Genomic DNA, 20390 nt, shown 5'->3' with positions numbered 1-20390 from the left:
TGGTACCGAGCACGCCGCCCTCCTCGCCTCGCTGATGGACCTTCGAACAGCCCAAAAGCGTAGGTGGATGGCGGCGTTGCTCACGTCAAGGCCGGTTGGGAACCCACGGATGCGTCACAAGAGCCCTTTTCTTCGTCATCAGATCGCTTCGCCAGTGCTCAAGTCCACGTCCTCCCTCCTGATGCGTAGCCCGAGGATGTCCCAGCCCACATCGGCCTGCGCGCGAGAAGCCGGGCTCGTTCGTCCGCGATCACTTCGGGAACCGCGTCCTCGTCCGGGGGTGGCTTTGACCCGGCTCTAGGAGTTGAATTTGTGGCTCTCATCGACCTACCTCCTCGGAGCCCTCAAGGCCCACTCTCGGACTGACGCGTTGGGCGATGCCCAGGGTGGGGCCGAGAGGCCGAACCCATGAGGTAGAGGACTCCCGCGGTGAGACCGAACCCGAGCACAGCGGCGATGGCGAGAGCAGCCACCCAACCGGACTTCGCATGCCCGGCCGCCTCCAGTTCTCAGGAGGTCGCGAGATCACGTCTGCGAGGCACCAGCCCTCCACCCGTCTCTCCGCGCGACGGGCGACCGGGCGGGGGGGCTTCGGTGCCGGGTCGCAGGGAAGGTTCCTCCACAGCCGGTCGACTGCCCCGGGCCCGCGGGGCCCGGGCTCCCCGGATGCCGTGGGCCTTTCGTACGCCCAGCGGCCACTCCAGATTCGCGAAGGGGAACGGGTGGGCAGGGTCGAGCAGCCCTGCGAGCGTCTCCGGCGAGACTCCCGCGCAGAACCCTCTGAGCATCGCGTCCTCGGCGAAGACTGGATCCTCACACGCTGCGAAGTGGACGTGAAGCTCATCCAGGTTCGTTAGAAGCTTGAGGAAGAAACCCCCGGAGTGCGGACTGCGGGCACCGAGCAGCGTGGCGTAGTAGTCGTCTAGTGTCCTGAGTTGTACGAGGCTGAGATCGAACCCCACTGGCAAAAGGGCCTCTTGGACCTCGTAGAGGTGAGGCGCGGCTGCTGCGAGGTCCGTCCGGAACGCCTCCAGGGCCACCGCGAGCCGTTCTGCCCGCGCTGCGCCATTCCGAACACGGCGGTCTTGTTCGCTCCACCACGCCTACTTCGTCCTTCCGGTGCCCCGCGCCCATGCCTCGATTTCTGAGCGAAGCCATAGCAGCGTTCGCCCGTGGCCTCTACTCACCACTGGGCGTGGCATGTCCTTGTACCTGCGCTGATATGTGCTGACCGAGTTGGAGTGGCTAAGGCCCAGCATCTCCGCCACTTCCCGCGCATCGACCAGATCCTCGGTGTCCACCTTGGGTACCACGATCCCAGTCTAAGAAAGTTGACAACAGTCAGCAAGGTACATATGCTGTCTAAGAACTTAGACCAGTAACGGAGAAGGAGGAACCGAATGGCAGGGACAGTCGACATCGCACAGCCTGAGTACGACATGTTCGAGAGGAACATCGCCCACCTCGCCAGTCGGGGCCGGGAGGTCCGTGTCCGGGTGAGGGGCGATCACCCCCACGCGGATGAGGGAGCCGACAGGCCGGGAGCGCACTCGTCGAGGGAGTACGTCGGCTTCCTAGCGGGCCTAGACGAGGGATACATCCAGATCTGCCGAACCGACAATCAGTGCCACGTGCTCATCGACCGGGACGCCATCACGGAGGTCGAGGCCACCGGCCGCTCGATCTGGACCTACGAGCAGGACGGCATCGACTCGCGCTCGCTGAAACGGATCAAAGCCGGCTGCGGGCACTTCGTCGAGGTCGCCAGGGCCGTGGCATCGCGGGCCACGGAGGCCTAGCCCAAGGAAGAGCTCAAGCGGACGTAGGACGGCTCGGGTCGGACTCACGATAGGGCGATGGCCACGCCACGGTGAGAAGGATCAGCACACAGGAGAGGGGAGGCCCGTCGGCTAGGGCGGGCCTCCCCAGGAGGCAGGCTCACGGGGAGCCCCCCATCCAGAGACAGGGTACCCGCCGAGCTCGCCTCACGAGCGACGGAAAGGCGGGTCACCAATGAGGTCCGTCAACAACGTGTGGAAGCTTAGTCCGTCCGATCTGTGCTTCCTGTATGAGGAGTGCCCGCGGTGCTTCTGGCTCAAGGTCGCCAGCAAGCTGCCCCGGCCGAGGGGCCCGTTCCCCGGGGTGTTCTCGCTGTTGGACTCCCAGATGAAGCGGCACTTCTTGGGAACGCGAACCGAGCAGATCTCGTCGGCCATCAAGCCCGGTGTTGTGCGACGGGGCGATCGGTGGGTGCGATCGAGGCCGCTGGTGGTCCCGGGCCATTCGACCACCGTCGTCCTTCAGGGTCGGTACGACACGGCATTCGAGTTCGACGACGGCACGTTCGGCTTGGCCGACTACAAGATGACCGACCCGCGTAGCGATCGTCTCGTCCGGTACTCACGGCAACTTCATGCATACGCGCTGGCAGCGGAGATTCCGGCTCCCGGCGCCCCGACGCTGCACCCGGTGACCCAACTGGGGCTTGTCTGTGTGCAGCCCACCGAGATGGTCGCCCTGGGGGGAGACGTGGCCTACCGAGGCACCCCGCGGTGGGTGGAGATCCCGAGAGACGACCGTTCGTTCGTGAGCCTGCTGTCTCGGGTCTTGGACGTGCTCGAGAGCGCTGCTCCGCCGGAGCCCTCAGCAGACTGCACGTTCTGCGACTACATCGGGAGGAGAGCACTCCACCTCGGGGATCGCGACGGCTCCGGTCAGGCGGGGCCCACTCCGGTAGGTGGGCGCCTCCTGCACGACGCATAGACCCCAAGTCTCTCAGTCGACTCCTGCCTGGTGGACCGCCCCGACCGATGAGGGACATACCCCCGAACCGCCATAAGAATGGCGGGAGACCCCACGCCCCCTCCGGGAGGCATCCACCGACCCATCCGGACGAAGTCCAGACCCCGGAGTCCACGGGGCCACCTTCTCCGCCCTTCCTTTGCAGGACGGGAACTTCTCGGTCGGCCCGCTGGGCGATGACCTCTCCGTCTCGCCATAAGGAGTAGAGGAGGGGCACGTTCGGTTGAAGCGCGCCGAGACATCCGCAGGGGCAAGACTTCGGGCCCACGGTGAGGGGCCGCGGTCGCCAGTTGCGCCAAGCGCTCCCTTGCGCCCATCACAGCTCGTCCAGGGCGTCCTCCTCCACCTTGCCAAGGCTGGGGGTCTCGCTCCCTGGTCCCTGGGGGCCTACACGGACATCTGGAGCCGCTTCGCGAGGTTCTGCGAGCGCGGTCTACGCGTCGTCGACGCCGATGCCGTCACCCAGCGGCAGGTGCAGGCGTTCCTCGACGCACCGCGTGCCTCCGGCGGTGGACTGAGCCTTGCTACTAAGCACCTCCGGCGGGGGGCCGTGCGCTACCTCTACAAGGCCGGCCGGGAGCTGGGGCTGGTCTCCATCGATCCGACCGTCGATCTCGTCCTCCCGGCTCGGTCCGCCTTGACCTCACGGCGGCTCACCGAGGACGAGGTCGAGCTCTGTCGGCTGCACGCGGTGGGCTCCCCCGGCGAGCTTCGGCTAGCCCTCGTGTGGGCCTTGTCCGAGGCTGGCGCCCGGGCCTCCGAGATCCCCTGGATCAAGATCCACGACGTCGACCTCGCCAACGGTGTCGTGTTCACCGCCGGCGGCACCCGCACCGACCCGCGGTGGGCCCCCCTGACCGACTGGGGCGTCCAGCAGCTCCGCCGAAGGCTAAGCCACCCCACCCTGCCATCCGAGCCGGAGGCCTACCTGGTGCCGTGGCGATCCAGGGCGGTGAAGCGACCGGGCAGCGCGGCGACCATGGCCGTGATCGAGGTGCTCCGGGCCGCCGAGATCCACGGGGAACCCGACGTCCGCCCCGCCTCCGTCACCGGCTGGGCCGCCGCCCGCCTCCTGCATGGGGGCCGGTCCATCGACGAGGTGGCCCGAGCCCTCGGGTGCAAGAGCCTCGACGTGGCGGCCCAGATGGCGGGGCTGCGGTGGCGGCCGGAGGGGCCATGAGACGCCGCCCCCGTCCCCGGGCCAGCGACCTCCAGAAGCTGGAGGCTCTGCTGCGCGATCCCACCACCTACGCCGAGGGCGAGGCCATCCCGATAAAGCACACCGGCCGCCGTCGAAAGCAGCCGCCCTTTATGCTCGTCGTGTACCAGGCCGCCGTCAGCATCTACCACACCGCCCGCGAGGTGGAGACGCAGTTCGAGGACCCGAGGAGATGGCGGTTCATGCGGCACATCGTGAAGTCGGTGTTCCCCGACCGCCCGGAGATGTGGCTGCCGGCGAAGGCGATGACGCGGGGCCAGTACCTGTATGGGAGGAGGTACCTCACCGACCCCGCGGTGATCGAGCGTCGACGGCAGATCGCTACGGCATCGGCCGTGGAGCTCGCCAGGTCGATCGGGATGCTCGACCCAGATGGGCCAGGGTCGATCACCCGTCCGGAGACACCCCGGATGCCAGACGGCGACGGCAAGGTCATCGAGCCGGCGATCAAGGGACAACTGGGGCAGACCAGGGTCGATCCGAAGACCCAGGAGAGGGTGCAGGTGCGGTACGACCCCGACGCTGGCAGTCACCGGGAGGGAGGCGGGGCGGAGGAGGTCTACGGCACCAAGTTCCTCTCGGTCTCCGTTCGCAACGACGAGGACCGGGTGATGCTGGACGTGCGCTACGTCCCATTCTCGGGGGAGGGCGGCGAAGCCGGGGTTGCCCTGGAGTCGTTTGCGTCGATCCACCCCCTTGCGCCTGGTGTCATCGGGGTGATCTGGGACATGGCAGTACGGGGTGTACACATCGACCGCATCATGCGGGAGCTCGGATGGCTCACGGTGACGGGCGTAGCCGCGAAGGAGCACCACGTCCGGCGGGGTCAGAAGGGCGGACGTCGCGTGGAGAAGGAGAGGCTCGTCGAGGTCCGCACCGTGAAGGCCCTGGACGGTACAGAGGTCAAGGTCCGGCTCCTCGCCCGGCGCGGTGCACTCGGGATCAGCACCCTGGACGAGGATGGGAACCATCTGTGGGAGCCGCTCGAGAGGCTCCAAACCATCCGGCGCAGGGATAAGGGCGGCTTCCGGTTCTACAACCGCTACCGCTTGCCCCCCGGCTATGTGAAGAAGGACATCCTCGTACGACTGCACGGGGACGCGAGCGACGCCAGGAGAAAGTTGAACCGCGCCGAGAACCTGCGGGCCATCCCTCCAGGCGATCCTGACTTCGACCGGCTGTACTCGCGCCGCTCGGACGCCGAGTCACTCAACGACGAGATCGAGCGATCCCTCTATCTCAAGAAGGCCCACAGTATTGGCCACCTCGGCCAGGAGTCCGACCTGCTGGGGTTCATGCGCCTGCACAACGCTCTCGTACTGGCCCGGCGGCGAGTTCGAGAACGCCTGCAGCTCGTGGGCTGACGGCCTTCCCGCACCCGCCATCTCCGAGGCCTCTTAAGCGCAGCCTGGCGCATGTTCTGGGGCGCATCGGCGCCGTCCTAGTCGGCCAGCGGCCCTTTACACTGCCACCAGGGACTTGGATGGGTCGGTCCGAGGACTTTTCGACCGGCTTTCCGACAGCCCCTTCCGGGGATGTAGCTCAGTGGTAGAGCACCTGCTTTGCAAGCAGGGGGTCGGGGGTTCGAATCCCCCCATCTCCACCGACCGATAGAGCGCGTCGGCAGGCCTACCTCCAGTTCGCGTGCCGGGTTGCATTTTGCATACACTCCTTCCGCCGCAGTGCCCGGTCGCTGTGGCCCGGCGGGATTCAGGGCCCACCGGAACAAAAGGGGAAGGGGGTGAGACCGCGGCCACCTGAGGCTCTGGTTCTCGCTGCACGTCATTGGCCCGCGCACTGAAAGGACCCAACATGCATCGAGCTTTTCGCGTATCCGTCGTGCTGGCCGTTCTGGCCGCGATGATCCTGGTGGGAGTGGGCTCTTCGTCGGCCGCTCGCCACCGCCATCACACGCCGCGGTGGGTCAAGCACGTCAAGCACTATCCGGGCGGGATCTCCAACGGCGTCCGGGCCTATGTGAGCAAGGGCGTGATCGGCGCCCAGGCAGCCGCGCGGCAGGGTCTGTTCAAGCCGTCGGCCCCGGGCAACACCGGCGGGATCGGCGGGAACGTCCAGGTGAACACCGAGCCGGTGACGCCGAAGATGCCGCAGAACGAGACCGCGGTGGCCTACAGCACGGACGACCCGCTGACCGCCGTGGCGACGTCCAACGACTACATCGACGGCGGTTTGGGGATCTACACGACCCATGACGGCGGGAACACCTGGAACAGCACCTACCTGACCCCCAGGGTCCTCGAGACCGGCGACTTCTGCTCCGGCGGCGACCCCACGGTGGTCTACAGCGCGCGGGACCACGCGTTCTACGCGGCGCAGCTGTGCTTCATGCGGTTCCATCCCGAGTCCGAGATCCAGGTCATCCAGTCGACAGACGGAGGCGACCACTGGACGGGGGCCCGGTTCAGCTCCCAGGTGATCACGAACTTCGACCCCAACCGGTTCGTGTTCAACCCGGCGGTGTTCTTCGACAAGGAGCTCCTGGCGGTCGACAACTACCCCGCGAGCCCCTTCTACGGGCGGCTGTACATCACCTTCATCAAGTTCCACATGCAAAGCAACGGGTTCGGTGACTACTGCCCGGTGCAGCTCGCCTACACCGACGACGTGGACCCGAACAACGACACCGACCTCAGGGACACCGTCTGGACCCACAACTCGGTGGTGCCGGACAACCCGGGGGGCAACGGTCAGGGTCCCACGGCCAACCAGTGGGCGGTGCCGGTCGTGGATCGCCAGGGCGGCCTGGACATCTCCTACGCGTCCGAGGACTGCAACAACTCGATCGACCGCACCCTGCTGTTCAAGCGGAGCACGAACGGCGGGAGCAGCTTCGGGCCGCAAGTTCAGATCGACAAGCCGGGGCAGTGGGTCGACAACCCGAACCCGAGCGATCTCCTGCCCAACAAGAACGCCCGAATCCCGCTGTCGCCCTCCATGGACTACGACCCGCAACTCCAGGCGCTGGTGTACGTGGTCCAGAACAACCGGGGCGCGGGCAACCACGGCGCCGACGTCACGGGGGCGTTCTCCACGGACTACGGGACGACGTGGAGCGACATGCAGGTCGTGTCGCACCAGGCCGACGGTAGCTCGGCTCCCAACGACCAGTTCTTCCCGTGGGTCTCGGTGGACAACGCCGGTGGGATCCACGTGATCTGGTTCGACAACCGCAACGATCCGGGGAACACGTTGATCGAGACGTTCGAGCTGTACACGACGGCCCTCGACTTCTCCCCGGCCAACGTCGACATCAGCACGGCATCGTGGAACCCGAACCTGGCGTTCTTCGCGTCGGGGTCGTTCATCGGGGACTACAACGGCCTGGACGCCGTGGATGCCTCGACGGAGTACCCGATCTGGACCGACGGGCGGAACTCGCCCGGACCCCCGCTCGGCCAGGCCGACATCTTCACGGTGCCAAACAGCTAGACGAAACGCGTCCAGCTGGATGCGGAGGGGCGGCCGGCGTGGCCGCCCCTCCTTGCTGTTCGGCCCGGCCGGGAAATTCGTAGGGCGGGCGTTTGGTGCGTGTCCGGGGTGGGAACCAACGGTCCGCCGATTTCGAGCTGAGCACTCGAACGCGACGGAACGGGGAGGATCGCCCGCATCCTCCGCAAGGGGGCAGGGGGCGCATCCGAATCCATCCGAGCCGGTCGTTCGACGACCTCGGCCATGTAACGGAGGGAGACGGATGATGAGGAAGCGCCGGCCGGTTTCGCTGGCTCTTGCCGCCGTGGCGGCGACGGTGGCCCTGCTGCTCAACCTGGCGGTGTCGCCCGCGGTCGCGGCGACGCGATTCACCAGTCCGTCGCGTTGCCGCAGTCGTCGGGGTTCGGTGAGCCCAGCATCGCGGTGGACTCCAACGGGCTGCTCTTCGCCACCGCGCCCCAGAAGCTCGGGGACGTCACCGGCACCGGAAGCCCGGTGTGGGTCTCCACGAACGGCGGGAGGTCGTTCGGGAACCCGGTCAACCCGGACGGCGACCCGATCTCCGGGGGCGACACCGACATCATCACCGACTCGGCCGGCAACGTGTACCAGACGGACCTGTGGCTGGGGAACACGGCCGTGGCCGTTTCCACCGACCACGGGCAGAGCTTCATCGCCAACGAGTGGGGACACCTCTCGGCAGGTGACGACCGGCCGTGGTTCGGCTACTCCCCCTCAGACCAGAACCTGTACCTGGCGTGGGACGGGCTGGACGCGATCCACGTCGCCCGCACCAACGTGGGGACGCCGGCGGGTGCGTACGGCGCGCTGACGTTCCCGCAGGACGTCATCGCCGTCCCAGAGTGCATCATCGGCGGCAACAACCCCTGCTCCAACCTGCCGATCCGCCAGTGCGTGTGCCCGCCCGGCGGGATCGCCGTGGACCCGGCCACCGGCGAGGTGTACCTGGCCTACAGCGAGCAGAACAACCGGACGCTCGGCGGCGTCGGGATCGCCTCCTCCACCGACCAGGGCCTCACGTGGAGCTACTCTTCGGTCCCGGGAACCGGGAGCACCGGCTCGGCGTTCGACACCGAATGGAACTTCGATCCGATCAAGGTCGACTCGATCGGCAACCTGTACGTGGCGTGGGGCGAGCAGGACCCGAAGACCAAGAGCGTCTCCATCCGCTTCGCCACCAGCCAGGACCACGGCCAGACCTGGTCCAAGCCGACGGTGGTCTCCACCACTACGGGGACGAACGTGTTCCCGACCATGGACGTGGTGGGCCCAGGTGTCGTGGACATCTCGTACTACGGGACGACGGCGACCGGCGATCCGAACAAGGTGGGGCGGGCCACCTGGAACCTGTACTTCGCGCAGCTGACGAACGCCCTCGCCGCACCGGCGTTCTCGCCGATGGTGGCGGTTCCGGCGATCCACGTGGGGTGCATCCAGGCCGGTGGCGGCGCGAGCTGCTCGGACCGCAGCCTGCTCGACTTCTTCCAGCTCGTGGTGTTCAATGGGAAGGCCGACATCATCTACACAGCGGGCGACCAGTTCCACGGCACGCAGCTGTACTTCGTCAAGCAGACGTCGTAGGAGCCGCCCGGAGGCGGCTCGGGTCACAGGGAGACGCGGAGGTCGCGAAGCCCGCGGATGATGTACGCGGGCTTCCACTCCGGCTCCGCCAGGAGATCCGGGTGCGGGGCGCGGTGGTGCTCCTGGTCGGGTTCGTCGCGCTGGCCGAGCGGTTCGGCCTGGAGACCATCCTCGGCGCGTTCATGGCCGGCGTGATCCTGCGGCTGGTGGACCGCGACGCCATGATGACCCACCCCAACTTCCGGCTGAAGCTGGAGGGGATCGGCTACGGGTTCCTTATCCCGGTGTTCTTCGTGTCGAGCGGCATCGCGTTCGACGGCGGGGCGCTGTTCTCGAGCACGTCGACGATCCTGCGGGTGCCGCTGTTCCTGGTCGCCCTGGTGGTGGTGCGGGGGCTGCCGGCGCTCGTGTATCGGGGCATCGCCACACCCCGGCGAGTGGTTGCGGCGGGCCTGGCTCCAGGCCACGTCGCTCCCGTTCATCGTGGCGGCCACCCAGATCGGCATGCAGATCGGCACCATCACCCAGGCCACCGGCGCCGCTTTCGTGGCAGCCGGCCTGCTGTCCGTGCTGATCTTCCCGCTGGTGGCCGTGACCTTGCTGAAGGGGGAGCCGGTGGAAGCCTCACCCGGTCCGGCGCGCGAGTAACCGCCGGGCTCGGAGCAGCTCGGCCACGGACCAGGCCTGGAAGGGGCAGCCCGTGGCGGCGTGGGGTGGGTCGCCGTCGGCGGTCTCGCCGACCGACCCGAGGCCCCACTCGCTCAGGTGCGCTTCCAGCCCGTCGAGGACGCCCGCCACGTCCACCCCGGTTCTCAGCGCGGCTTCGACGTACGGACCGATCAGCCAGGCCCACACCGTCCCCTGGTGGTACGCGGCGTCGCGCTCGGCCGGGCCGCCCCGGTGGCGGCCGGTGTAGCCGGGCTCGAACGGGGCCAGCGAGCGCAGGCCGACCGATGTCAGCAGCGGCGCGCAGGCCCGGACCACCATCGGGTCGCGGAGCGGCCCGTGGGGGAGCGACACCGCCAGCAGCTGGTTCGGCCGCACCTCTGCGCTGTCTCCAGCCGGCCCGTCCACCACGTCCAGGACCTGGCCCCGGCGGACGAACCGCCGGGCAAACGAGGCTCGGGCCGTCTCCTCCAGGGACCGGGTCCCGGAGGAGTCCCGGCCCACGCGTTCCTGGAGCGTGGCCAGCATGGCCAGGCCGTTGATCCACAGCGCGTTGATCTCCACGGCCTTGCCCTGGCGCTGGGTCACCGGCCGGCCCTCGACCCTGGCGTCCATCCACGTCAGCCCGACCCCCGGCGCGCCCTGGGTGAGGAGGCCGTCGGACCGGTCAACGCCGATGCCGTAGCGGGTCCCGGCGACGTGCCGTTCCACGACCTCCTCCAGCGCGGGCGCGAGCGTCGCGGCAAGGTCGTCGTCGCCGGTCGCGTCGACGTGGCGGCCCACGGCGTGGAGGAACCACAGCGTCGCGTCGGCCGTGTTGTACTCGGGCGCCCCGCCGACGTCGGCGGTGTTCGCCAGCATGCCTGCGGACAGCGAGGCGGCCGCCCGAAGCAGCAAGGTGCGGCCCTCGTCGAACCGGCGGGTCTCGAGCAGCAGTCCCTCGTACGAGGTCATGGTGTCTCGCGACCAGTCCCCGAACCACGGGTAGCCCGCCACCACGGTGGGTCCGGACACCACGAACTGATCCGCCGCCATGGCTAACGTGGCGTCGACCTCGTCCACCGCGGCCGACCCAGCGACCAGGCCGCGGGCACGTTCCCTGGCCGAGGCGACCACCGTCGGCGCCGGAGGCGGCACCTCCGCGAGGTCCCCGGCCCAGGCCGTCACGGAAGCGTCCTCGCCCGGTTCGAGCGTCGCCGCGAATGCCCCGGCGAACCACAGGTCCTCGCGGTCGTTCAGACCGCGCTCTGTCTCCACGCGGTATCGCGCCCCCCGGTACCACTGCCCGCCGGGCTCGAACCCCGGCCCGGCCACCCGGTATGCGCCCTCGAACTCGAACCCGTCGGCCGTGCGCTCCACAAAAGGATCGCCGTCCGCGAATCGTTCTCCGTGGACGTCCCGCCACGTGCACAGCGCCGACAGCTCCAGGCGCACCGGCCCGGGCGCGCGCACCACGCGGTGGACCACCGCGACCGCCGGGCTGCCCTGGACCATGGCCACTTCCCGTTCCAGGATCACGTCGCCCACGGCCCATCGCCACCGGGGCACTCCGTCGAGGAGGTCGAACTTGGCCAGATGCACGTACCCGTCGGGATCGACGGCGCCTTCGGCCCACTCGTGCACCGCCAGCCGGACCCGCCGGTCGCCCAACACCAGGACGGGATCGAGCGAGGCCAGGCCCAGCCTGCGCCCGATGGGTGGCTGGGTCGCCACCACCAGGAGCCCGTGGTAGCGCCTCGTCCGCAGGCCCGCCACGGTTCCCATGGCGAACCCGCCCAGGCCGTCCGCCACCAGCCACTCCCGCGAGGCGGCTTCCTCCAGCGAGCCGCACACCTGGCGGCCGAAGCGGATGGGGAGCCCGGGCATCTTCCGAAGTGAAGCCGCCCTCAGGGCAGCGGCGCGACCTCGATGAACACCTTGATCACGCCCGGGCTGCCCAGGAGCTGGAAGGCTTTCTCCCACTCGTCCAGGCTGGACACCGGATGGGTCAGCAGCCGGTCCAGCCACCCCGGCCACCGGGCCTCGGTCAGGGCGAGGTCGCGGACGCCCGCCTCGAAGTGCTCCCGGTTCGCGTTCACGGTCCCCACCATGACCTTGTTCCCCAGCACCATGTCGAGGTTGATGACGTCGGAGGGGACCTCGACGGTCCCTGAGCCGCCGGTCACGCTGGACAGCACCATCACCCCGTTCTTCGCCAGCAGCGTCCGCACCCCCTCGAACACCAGGGGCGAGAAGCCGGTGCACTCGAAGACCAGGTCGAACCGGCCGCCGGCGCCGCCAGGGTCCGGCCCGGCGATCTGCTCGAGCGATTCCTGCTTCGTGCTCGCGTAGCGCGCCCCGATCGCCTCCACCAGCTCGGAGTTCAGGTACGGGGGCTCGTCGAGCCCGATGGTCACGACCTCCAGGCCCCGGACCCGCAGGGCCATGGTGGCGAGCAGCCCGATGGTCCCCGCGCCCAGCACCGCGGCCCGGCGAGGTTCCCACACCTTCAGCCGGCGCTCGATCTCGTAGGCCTGTGTGATGCCCTTCTCCACGATGCTGGTCGGCTCCAGCAGCACCCCCACCTCGCGCAGGCCCTCCGGCATGTGGATGAGATAGCGCGCGTCCTCCACGTAGCGCTCGGTCAGGAACCCGTGCACGCGGCTGATGCCGTGCTCGAAGTACGCGTCGTCGGTGGTCATGTCAGGCATGTCGATCTGGTCGTACAGGCTGGTCCCGGCCCGGCGGACCCGCGCCACCACCAGGTCCCCCGGCGCGAACTCGGTCACGGCGGAACCGACCTGCTCGACGATGCCCAGGCTCTCGTGGCCCTGGATCAGGAAGTCCGAACCCTCCGGGGCGACGCCGTACTCACCGGCGGCGATCTCCTTGTCCGTCCCGTCCAGGCCCACGCGAAGGATCCGGACCAGCACGCCCCGCCCACCGGGAATGTCGCCGAGCGACGGTTCCGGCACGTCGCGCAGCTGCGTGCTGCCGGCCTGGCGGGGGATGACGATGACCGCTTTCATAGTCCGTACTCCTCCAGGAGGCGAAGCCACACCTCGCTGACGGTGGGGAACGAGGGCACGGCGTGCCACAGCGTGTCCAGCGTGACCTGACCGACGATGGCGATGGTGGCCGCATGCACGATCTCCTGGACGTCGGGGCCGGTGAAGGTGGCCCCGACGATGACGCGCCGAGCCTGGTCCACCACGATCTGGCTGGTTCCCTTGATGTCGTTGCCCCGGGTATAGGCCCCCGACACCGAGCCGAGGGGATAGGTGACCACCCGGACGTCCAGCCCCTGCTCGCGGGCCTGCGCTTCGGTCAGGCCCACCGCGGCCACCTGCGGATCGGTGAAGGTGACCCGGGGGATGGCCCGGTGGTCGGCGACGTCGCGCACGTCCTTGCCCGCGATCACGTCACCAACGATCCGGCCCTGGTACTTCCCCATGTGTGTCAGCAGGGCCAGGCCGCTGACGTCGCCGACCGCGTACAGCCAGTCGCCGCTCACGCCCTTCACCCGGAGGCGGTCGTCGACCTCGAGGTACTTCCCGGGCTCCAGGCCCACCGTCTCGGCCCCGACGTCGCCAGTGTTCGGGCGCCGCCCCACCGTCACCAGGATCTCGTCGCCCTCGAGCTCCCGGCTGTCCTCCAGCACCGCCGTCACCGGCCGGTCCGGCGCCTCCCGGCGAACGCCGGTCACCCGCGCGCCGGTGACCACCGTGATGCCCTCCTCCTCGAAGGCCGCCCGGACCTCTTCCCCGGCGAAGGGCTCCTCGCGGGCCAACAGGCGCTCGCCCCCTTCGATCACCGTGACCTCCTCGGAGCCCAAGCGGCGGAAGCATTGAGCCAGCTCCGCGCCGATGGGGCCGCCGCCCAGCACCAGGAACCGCCGGGGCAGCTCCTTGACCGCGGTGGCGTCGCGGTTGTCCCAGGGGTGCGCGTCGCGCAGCCCGTCGATCGGCGGCATGGCCGGTGTGGTCCCGCACGCCATGACCACGGCGCGCCGAGCGGTCAGGCGACGGACCCCAGAGCCATCCGCCAGGGTCACCTCGACCACGCGCTCGCCGGCCAGCCTGCCGTGCCCGCGGACCAGCTCGATGCCCTTCTCGTCCAGCCACGGCGTCTGGGTCCGGTCGCTCCAGTCGCTGGTCATGTAGTCGCGTTGGGCGAACGCGGCGGTCACGTCGATCTTCCCGGTGACGGCCTCGGCCGCGCCTGGGACCCGCCGCGCCGCCGCCACGACGTCGCCCGGCCGGATCAGCGTTTTCGACGGCACGCACCCGTAGAACGAGCACTCCCCGCCCACCAGCCGCTCCTCCACGATGGCCGCCGTGAACCCGTTGTCCACGCACCGGCCAGCCGCGTTCTCTCCGGGCGGCCCGGCTCCCACCACGATCACGTCGAACTCGTCTGCCACGGACTACTCCTCCTCTGAAGCGGAGCGAATGATCAGGTCCGCCACCAGCCCGGTCCAGCCGGTCTGGTGCGAGGCGCCCAGCCCGGCGCCGGTGTCCCCGTGGAAATACTCGTTGAACAGCAGCGCGTCGTGCCAGGCAGGGTCGGCCTGGAACTTCTCGGCGGAGCCGAACGCCGGCCGCCGCCCGGAAGGGTCGTCCAGGAACAGCGACACGAGCCGGCGGGACAGGTCGTTCGCCACGTCTAGCAGCGTGGCCTTGGTGCCCGACCCGGTGGGGTGCTCCACGACGACGGAGTCGCCCAGGAACCGGTAGAAGCGCCGGATGGCCTCGACCACCAGGTAGTTCACGGGGAACCAAACCGGACCCCGCCAGTTCGAGTTCCCTCCGAACAACCCGGAGGTGGACTCGCCCGGCTCGTAGTCCACCCGGGCGGTCATGCCCGCGAGCTGGATCTCGAACGGGTGGTCGCGGTGGTACCGCGACACCGACCGCAGGCCATACGGCGAGAGGAACTCGTCCTCCGAGAGCATCGTGGCCAGGATCCGCTGGAGCCGCTCGGGGTCGACGATCGAGAGCAGCCATCCCTCGTGGCCGTCCCGGGTGAACTCGTGCCCCACCACGTCGTGGTACCTGGGCTTGTTCCTCAGGAACCAGAAATACCGGTCCTTGAACCCGGGGAGGCGATTCAGCGTGTCCATGCCCAGCGTCGACGCGGCCACCAACGGGATCAGCCCGACCATGGAACGGACCCGCAGCGGCACGTGCTCCTCGCCCACCAGGTGCAGTATGTCGTAGTAGAAGCCGTCCTCCTCGTCCCACAGCCCCTGGTCGTACATGGCCTGGCCGATGTAGGCGAAGTGCTCGAAGAACTTGATGGCCAGGTCCTCGTAGGTGGCGTCGTGCTCGGCCAGGATCAGCGACATCTCCCACAGGTTCAGGCAGTACATGGCCATCCAGGCCGTGCCGTCGGACTGCTCCAGATGCCCCTCCACCGGGAGCGTGGCCGAGCGGTCGATGGGGCCGATGTTGTCCAGGCCCAGGAACCCGCCCTCGAACACGTTGTTGCCCTCGGCGTCCTTGCGGTTCACCCACCACGTGAAGTTGAGCATCAGCTTGTGGATGATCCGCTCCAGGAAGTCGAAGTCCATCGAGCCGTCGATCTCGAACACCCGCAGCGCCGCCCACGCGTGCACCGGCGGGTTCACGTCGCCGAAGGCCCACTCGTAGGCGGGGAGCTGGCCGTTCGGGTGCATGTACCACTCGCGGCACAGCAGCACGAGCTGGTCCTTGGCGAACTGCGGGTCCACATGGGCGAGCGCGACGCAGTGGAAGGCCAGGTCCCACGCCGCGTACCACGGGTACTCCCACTTGTCCGGCATGGAGATGACGTCGTGGTTGTCGAGGTGGCGCCACGAGGAGTTGCGACCGTTCAGCCGGCTCTCCGGAGGTGTCGGCCCGGCCGGGTCGCCGTCCAGCCACCGCTCCACGTCGTAGTGGTACAGCTGCTTCGACCACAGCATCCCGGCCAGGGCCTGGCGCAGGACCATGGCCTCCTCGGCCGTCGCGGTGGTCGGGGTGATCGAGGCGTAGAACTCGTCGGCTTCCCGTTCGCGGTCGGCCAGCGGCTGCTCCCAGCCCCGGCCGAGGTCGCGGTCGCCCTTGCCCTCGGCGAGGCGCAGCCGGATCTCGGCGGTCTCCCCGGGCGCCACCGTGAGGTGGTACCGAAGCGCGGCCTTCGAGCCGTTCCGGTCGGGGTTCACCGTGGCCGCGCCGTGCACGATGTGGTCGTTGATCCCATCCTTCGGGTACGGCGTGCGGGGCGGGACCCCCCACAGCCGCTCCGCGTTCGACTCGTTCTCGCAGAACAGCAGGTCGGGCTGGCCCGAACCGGCCAGTGCCATGGCGCCGAAGCGGTAGCCGTCGGTGTGGATCTTGCCGTCCCGGGCCTCCAGCCGGGGGCGGTGGTCGTCCAGCCCCCACGACCAGGTGTTCCGGAACCACAGCGTCGGGAGGACGTCGATGGTCTCCTCGTCCGGCCCGGCGTTGCGCACCCGGACCCGGATACAGATGTCGTCGCGCTCGGCCTTCGCGTAGTCGACGGTGACGTCCCAGTACCGGTCCTGGTCGAAGACGCCGGTGTCCAGCAGCTCGAACTCGGGGTCGCCGCGCCCCCGCCGCCGGTTCTCCTCGACCAGCTGGTCGTAGGGGAACTCGCCCTGCGGGTACACGTAGCGCCACCGCATCCACGAATGCGTGGGCGTGGAGTCCAGGTACCACCAGTACTCCTTGGCGTCCTCCCCGTGGTTTCCCTCGTTGCCGGTGAGGCCGAAGATGCGTTCCTTCAGGAGGGGGTCGCGGCCGTTCCAGAACGCGAACGCCAGGCACAGGTCCTGCGGCTCGTCGCAGATCCCGCCCAGGCCGTCCTCGTTCCAGCGATACACCCGGGACCGGGCGTGGTCGTGGGGGAAGTACTCCCAGGCGGTGCCACCGGGGCTGTAGTCCTCCCGCACGGTCCCCCAGGCCCGCTCGGAGAGGTAGGGCCCCCATCGCTTCCACTGCCGCCCGGATGCCAGCCGGGCCCGTTCGGCGTCGCGTTCGCCGGTCACGTCGTCGATCCTCGCATCAGGCATGCCAGCAAGTCCTCCCCGAGGACGAAACGTTACGCCTGGAGCGGTCGCGAGGGCGGTGTCGGCGTACCGGCGGCGCTACGCGCTCGGGGTGACGCCCGGGCAGCCCGGCAAGGCCGCGACCGCGCTCGCGGCGGCAGCCGCTGCGGCCACGATCCCGGCGGTGTCGGATCCCGTCACGGCCGTCTGGAGCTTGGCGACCGCCGACGACAGGTCGCCGACCTTCGACGCCAGGTCGTTGAAGCTGTGCTTCTGGAACGAATGCGACGCGTCGTCGAGCTGCGACTTCAGATCCGTGAGCTTGGTGGAGACGTCCGCCTGGGAGCTGACGGTCCCGGAGGCCACGTCGTTCACGACGCCGAGGACCTTCGACTCCACGCCGCACAGCTGTTGCTGCTCCTGCTGGAACAGCTGGGACGGCGAGAGCTGCGTGACCGTCTTGTGGCTCTTGCCGCAACCGGCCAGGACCAGCGTGGCGGCCAGGGCCAGGGTGAGGAGGGGGCTGGTTCGCTTCATCGGTGCCATGGTAGCGCCCCGGCGGCGATCGCTCACGCCGGGACCTCTCTGGGGACCGGGCCGAGGGCCTGCGGGGGGCCCTGCCCGGGATCCTGCTCCGTGGCCGCCCGAACCCGTCTGGGCCAGTAGCTCGCCCCGCCGAACAGCGAGATCAGCGAGGGGACCAGCAGCGACCTGACCACGAACGAGTCCAGCAGGATGCCAACGACCATGGTGAAGGCGAACTCGCGGAAGGGGACCAGGGGGATCACGGCCAGTAGGGCGAAGCTTCCGGCCATGGCCACGCCGGCCACGGCGATGGCGCGGCTGGCCCGGGGCACGGCGACGCGGACGGCGGCCCGCAGCGGCCGGACCCGGGCCTCCTCCCAGATCCGCCCGACGACGAACACGTTGTAGTCGGAGCCCAGGGCCACCAGGAGGACCGCCGACGCGAAGGGCACGTAGTACGTGATCCCGTCGCGCCCCAGGACGTCCTGAAACACGAACGTGGTGAGCCCGAGCGCGGCCGCCAGGGCCAGGGCGCTGGCCGCGAGCAGGTACAGCGGAGCGACGAACGCCCGCAGGAAGATCATCAGCAGGATGAGGTTCACCAGCAGGCTGGCCACGGCGATCCGCCCCAGGTCGCCCACCGTCCGGTCGATGGTCTCCTTGGCCAGCGCGGTGTCGCCGGCGAACCCGGCCGTGGCGTCGCGCAGCCCGGCCTGTTCTAGCAGGCGAGGCATGGCGCTCTGGAGGGCCGTCAGCGTGTCGATCCCCCGGACCCCCAGGGGCGGGCTGTCGAACACGGCCACGTACCGGGCCGCGTTGGCGTCCGAGGACAGGAACACCGAGCTCACCGGGCGCAGCGGGACCGTGGCCGGTCCGTAGACGCCGGCCACGCCGGGCTGCCGGTCGATCAGGTCCTGAAGCGTGGCCAGCGCGCCCAGGTCGGTCGCGATCCCGTCTCCCTGGACCACGATCTCGGCCGGCGAGATGATCCCGGGGGCGAATCCGTGCCCCGCCGCCGATGCCGCCAGGCTGGCCGGCGCGCTCGCCGGGAGCTCCTCGGACAGGCTGATCTCCAGATGGATGTGCCGGACCTCGCTGGCCGCCGCGAGCAGGCCGAGGATCACCGCGGCGGCCACCAGGAAGGCCACCGGACGAGCCGTGACGAACCGAGCGGCCCACTCTCGCCAGGACCGGGCGGTCCGGGCGGGAGCCGACTCGGGTGCCTCGTGCACGTCGCCCGGTGCGACCTCCGAGGCCCGCTCCTGGCCGTTGCCCGCGGCCTCGGGGACCGGCTGGGGCCTCGGGGGGATCCGTGGCCAGTACAGCAACCGTCCGAACAGGGCCAGCGCGGCCGGGACGAAGGTCATGGCCACCAGCAGGGCCACCAGCACCGTGATGGCCAGGCCCGGCCCCAGGGCCCGGAAGAACCGCAGGGAGGCCACCAGCAGCGCCGCGGTGGCCGCGCACACGATCAGGCCGGCCGTGACGATGATGGGAGAGAACTCGGCCACCGTTCCCCGGGCCGCCTCGGGCGCCGAGCGGACCTCGGTGAGCCGGTACCGCATGCCCGACAGGAAGAAGATCGAGTAGTCGGTGACCACGCCGAGCAGCAGCACCACGATGAGCGGCTCGAGCTCGGACGGTACCGCGATCCCGGCGCGCTGCCCCAGCCACGCCAGCAGGTGCGTCGCGACGAGATAGCCGAGGGCGGCCGCCGCCAGCACCACGAGCGGCGCGCCCACCGCGCGGAAGTAGAACCCCACCACGAACGCGATGAACAGCACCGTCGCCAGTTCCACGAAGGGGAGGGCACGGTTGATCAGGTTGGCCTGCTGCACGCGAGCCGGGATCGACCCCGCGAGCCCCACGAACGCATCGTCCTTGCGGTCGAGCTCCTGGTTCACGAACTGGCGAGCCGCCCCCTGCTGGCCGTACAGGCCGAGGTTCGGGTCGGCGAACAGGTACGTGATCGCCGTGGTGGAGCTCTCCCGCGAGCTCGGGACCAGGCGGAGGGTGTTGAGCAGGGGCAGCGCGCCCTTGATGCCGGGAGCCCGGGGGTCGCCCTCCAGGTCGACCTGTACCGCCCGGGCCACCGCCCGCAGCTGGGTGAGCGGCGGCAGGCCCTCCGGGTTCCGCTGGACCACGGCGATTCGGGACAGCAGGGGCACGTCGAACTGGCGGAGCGACCGTTTCTCGGTGGCCACGGCGGTGGAGTGCTCCGGGACGATGGCCCCCAGGCCGCTCGCCGCCTGCGTGTTGAACGCGGGTAGGTAGGTCACCGCGGCCACCGCCGCGGCGATCCAGGCAGGGAGGATCAGGAATCGCAGCGCGACGACCACTCGGGCGTAGCCGCGCGCGATGCGCCTCACTTTGACCGGGCGGCGGGGAGGTTCCTCCCGACGCCGCCCGAGGGCTCCGTTCACCCGCTGGCTCCCTCCGGCCATGCGCGGGATCTGGCTCTCATTCGGCGTGACGCCCTGGATAGGCCCAGCCTCTCCAGCTCGGCGGCGGCCAGGCGCTCGTAGCGCCCGGTGGCCAGGTCGTACCAGGGGTCCTGGCTGATCTGCCGGAGCCGGTAGTAGGGGAGCCGTTCGGCGGCGCGGCGGGCCAGGAATTGCTCGAAGACGGGATCGCCCCTCGCCTCGGCCATGGCCCGGCGAACCGCCCGGACCTCACGGACCCTGGCCACCCGAAGCGGCGTGTACAACGCGATCAGCGGCACCGTGGGGATGAGGGCGATGGCGAAGCCGAGCAGCACGGAGAGCGACCGAACTCGCCCGGCGCTGTCCCGGCCGCTGGCGATGGCCTGATCGGCGGCATCGTTGACCTGGTGCCCCACGGAGCCGATCTGGTCGCCAACGAACGGGATGGACGAGAGGGCACCGAGCTCGCTCCCGGTGGCCCGAAGCACTTGCCCGCCCGCCACCACCGTGTCCGAGAGCTGGGTGAGCCCCCGGACGTCCCGAGCGACCATGACCCCGACCACGACCCAGACCACTGTCCACGCGATGAGGGCAGCGTCGATCAGCCGGACGAGGCGCCCGGCCGGAGCGGAGGGATACGCCAGGCTCACGGGTCGGTTCCTACCCAGAGGGCCCGGCCGACATTCGGCACGGG

16 protein-coding genes, 1 tRNA gene and 1 pseudogene are annotated in these 20390 nt (G+C 69.5%); 9 read left to right on the top strand and 9 right to left on the bottom strand.

Annotated elements, in window-relative coordinates; translation table 11 throughout:
* Positions 1–509: 509 nt before the first annotated feature.
* Positions 510–1040 carry a hypothetical protein gene (locus M3Q23_10630; protein ID MDP9342523.1) on the bottom strand — a complete coding sequence of 177 codons (531 nt, stop codon included), beginning with the start codon at positions 1038–1040 and terminating at the stop codon, positions 510–512.
* Positions 1041–1400: 360 nt separating this feature from the next.
* Between M3Q23_10630 and M3Q23_10625 the strand changes: the two genes are divergently transcribed.
* From M3Q23_10625 to M3Q23_10595, 7 genes are all read left to right on the top strand, one after another.
* The gene (locus tag M3Q23_10625) at positions 1401–1799 is read left to right on the top strand and encodes a hypothetical protein (GenBank protein ID MDP9342522.1); all 399 of its coding nucleotides are present in this window, start codon (positions 1401–1403) and stop codon (positions 1797–1799) included.
* 214 nt (positions 1800–2013) lie between these two features.
* Positions 2014–2763, top strand: a complete 750-nt coding sequence (locus M3Q23_10620) for a PD-(D/E)XK nuclease family protein (protein ID MDP9342521.1) — start codon at positions 2014–2016, stop codon at positions 2761–2763.
* 346 nt (positions 2764–3109) lie between these two features.
* On the top strand, positions 3110–3982 hold the full coding sequence (locus tag M3Q23_10615; protein MDP9342520.1) for a tyrosine-type recombinase/integrase: 873 nt from the start codon (positions 3110–3112) through the stop codon (positions 3980–3982).
* Positions 3979–5385, top strand: a complete 1407-nt coding sequence (locus M3Q23_10610) for a hypothetical protein (GenBank protein ID MDP9342519.1) — start codon at positions 3979–3981, stop codon at positions 5383–5385. The genes M3Q23_10615 and M3Q23_10610 overlap by 4 nt, the downstream gene beginning before the upstream one ends.
* 167 nt (positions 5386–5552) lie before the next feature.
* Positions 5553–5624: transfer RNA gene (locus M3Q23_10605), tRNA-Ala, on the top strand.
* Between the two features lie 209 nt (positions 5625–5833).
* Positions 5834–7471 (top strand): hypothetical protein, encoded by a 1638-nt coding sequence (locus M3Q23_10600; GenBank protein MDP9342518.1) that lies wholly within the window; start codon positions 5834–5836, stop codon positions 7469–7471.
* Positions 7472–7855: 384 nt separating this feature from the next.
* Positions 7856–9073, top strand: coding sequence for a glycoside hydrolase (locus M3Q23_10595; protein MDP9342517.1), 1218 nt, complete (start codon positions 7856–7858; stop codon positions 9071–9073).
* Between the two features lie 23 nt (positions 9074–9096).
* Here the strand turns inward: M3Q23_10595 and M3Q23_10590 are convergent, their stop codons facing one another.
* Positions 9097–9306, bottom strand: coding sequence for a hypothetical protein (locus M3Q23_10590; GenBank protein ID MDP9342516.1), 210 nt, complete (start codon positions 9304–9306; stop codon positions 9097–9099).
* On the opposite strand from M3Q23_10590, the pseudogene M3Q23_10585 reads away from it, so the two are divergent.
* Both M3Q23_10585 and M3Q23_10580 read left to right on the top strand, forming a co-directional pair.
* A pseudogene (locus tag M3Q23_10585) lies at positions 9214–9432 on the top strand (cation:proton antiporter). The gene M3Q23_10590 and the pseudogene M3Q23_10585 overlap by 93 nt on opposite strands.
* 82 nt (positions 9433–9514) lie before the next feature.
* Positions 9515–9721, top strand: coding sequence for a hypothetical protein (locus tag M3Q23_10580; GenBank protein ID MDP9342515.1), 207 nt, complete (start codon positions 9515–9517; stop codon positions 9719–9721).
* On the opposite strand, the gene M3Q23_10575 is transcribed toward M3Q23_10580, so the two are convergent.
* From M3Q23_10575 to M3Q23_10545, 7 genes are all read right to left on the bottom strand, one after another.
* The gene (locus tag M3Q23_10575) at positions 9698–11605 is read right to left on the bottom strand and encodes an amylo-alpha-1,6-glucosidase (protein ID MDP9342514.1); all 1908 of its coding nucleotides are present in this window, start codon (positions 11603–11605) and stop codon (positions 9698–9700) included. The genes M3Q23_10580 and M3Q23_10575 overlap by 24 nt on opposite strands.
* 20 nt (positions 11606–11625) lie before the next feature.
* Positions 11626–12747: a glucose 1-dehydrogenase gene (locus tag M3Q23_10570; protein ID MDP9342513.1), complete on the bottom strand. Its 1122-nt coding sequence runs from the start codon at positions 12745–12747 to the stop codon at positions 11626–11628.
* The gene (locus tag M3Q23_10565; protein ID MDP9342512.1) at positions 12744–14141 is read right to left on the bottom strand and encodes an NAD(P)/FAD-dependent oxidoreductase; all 1398 of its coding nucleotides are present in this window, start codon (positions 14139–14141) and stop codon (positions 12744–12746) included. The genes M3Q23_10570 and M3Q23_10565 overlap by 4 nt, the downstream gene beginning before the upstream one ends.
* A gap of 3 nt (positions 14142–14144) precedes the next feature.
* Complete coding sequence (locus tag M3Q23_10560; protein ID MDP9342511.1) at positions 14145–16748, bottom strand: glucosidase; 2604 nt, start codon at positions 16746–16748, stop codon at positions 14145–14147.
* 99 nt (positions 16749–16847) lie between these two features.
* Positions 16848–17285, bottom strand: coding sequence for a hypothetical protein (locus M3Q23_10555; protein MDP9342510.1), 438 nt, complete (start codon positions 17283–17285; stop codon positions 16848–16850).
* Positions 17286–17317: 32 nt separating this feature from the next.
* A complete protein-coding gene (locus tag M3Q23_10550; GenBank protein ID MDP9342509.1) occupies positions 17318–19696 on the bottom strand; it encodes an MMPL family transporter in 2379 nt (792 codons plus the stop codon).
* Complete coding sequence (locus tag M3Q23_10545; GenBank protein MDP9342508.1) at positions 19693–20346, bottom strand: hypothetical protein; 654 nt, start codon at positions 20344–20346, stop codon at positions 19693–19695. The genes M3Q23_10550 and M3Q23_10545 overlap by 4 nt, the downstream gene beginning before the upstream one ends.
* Positions 20347–20390: the final 44 nt, after the last annotated feature.

Source organism: Actinomycetota bacterium, from assembly GCA_030774015.1.
Lineage (GTDB): Bacteria > Actinomycetota > UBA4738 > UBA4738 > JACQTL01 > JALYLZ01.
This window is presented reverse-complemented; position numbering and strand designations above follow the sequence as displayed.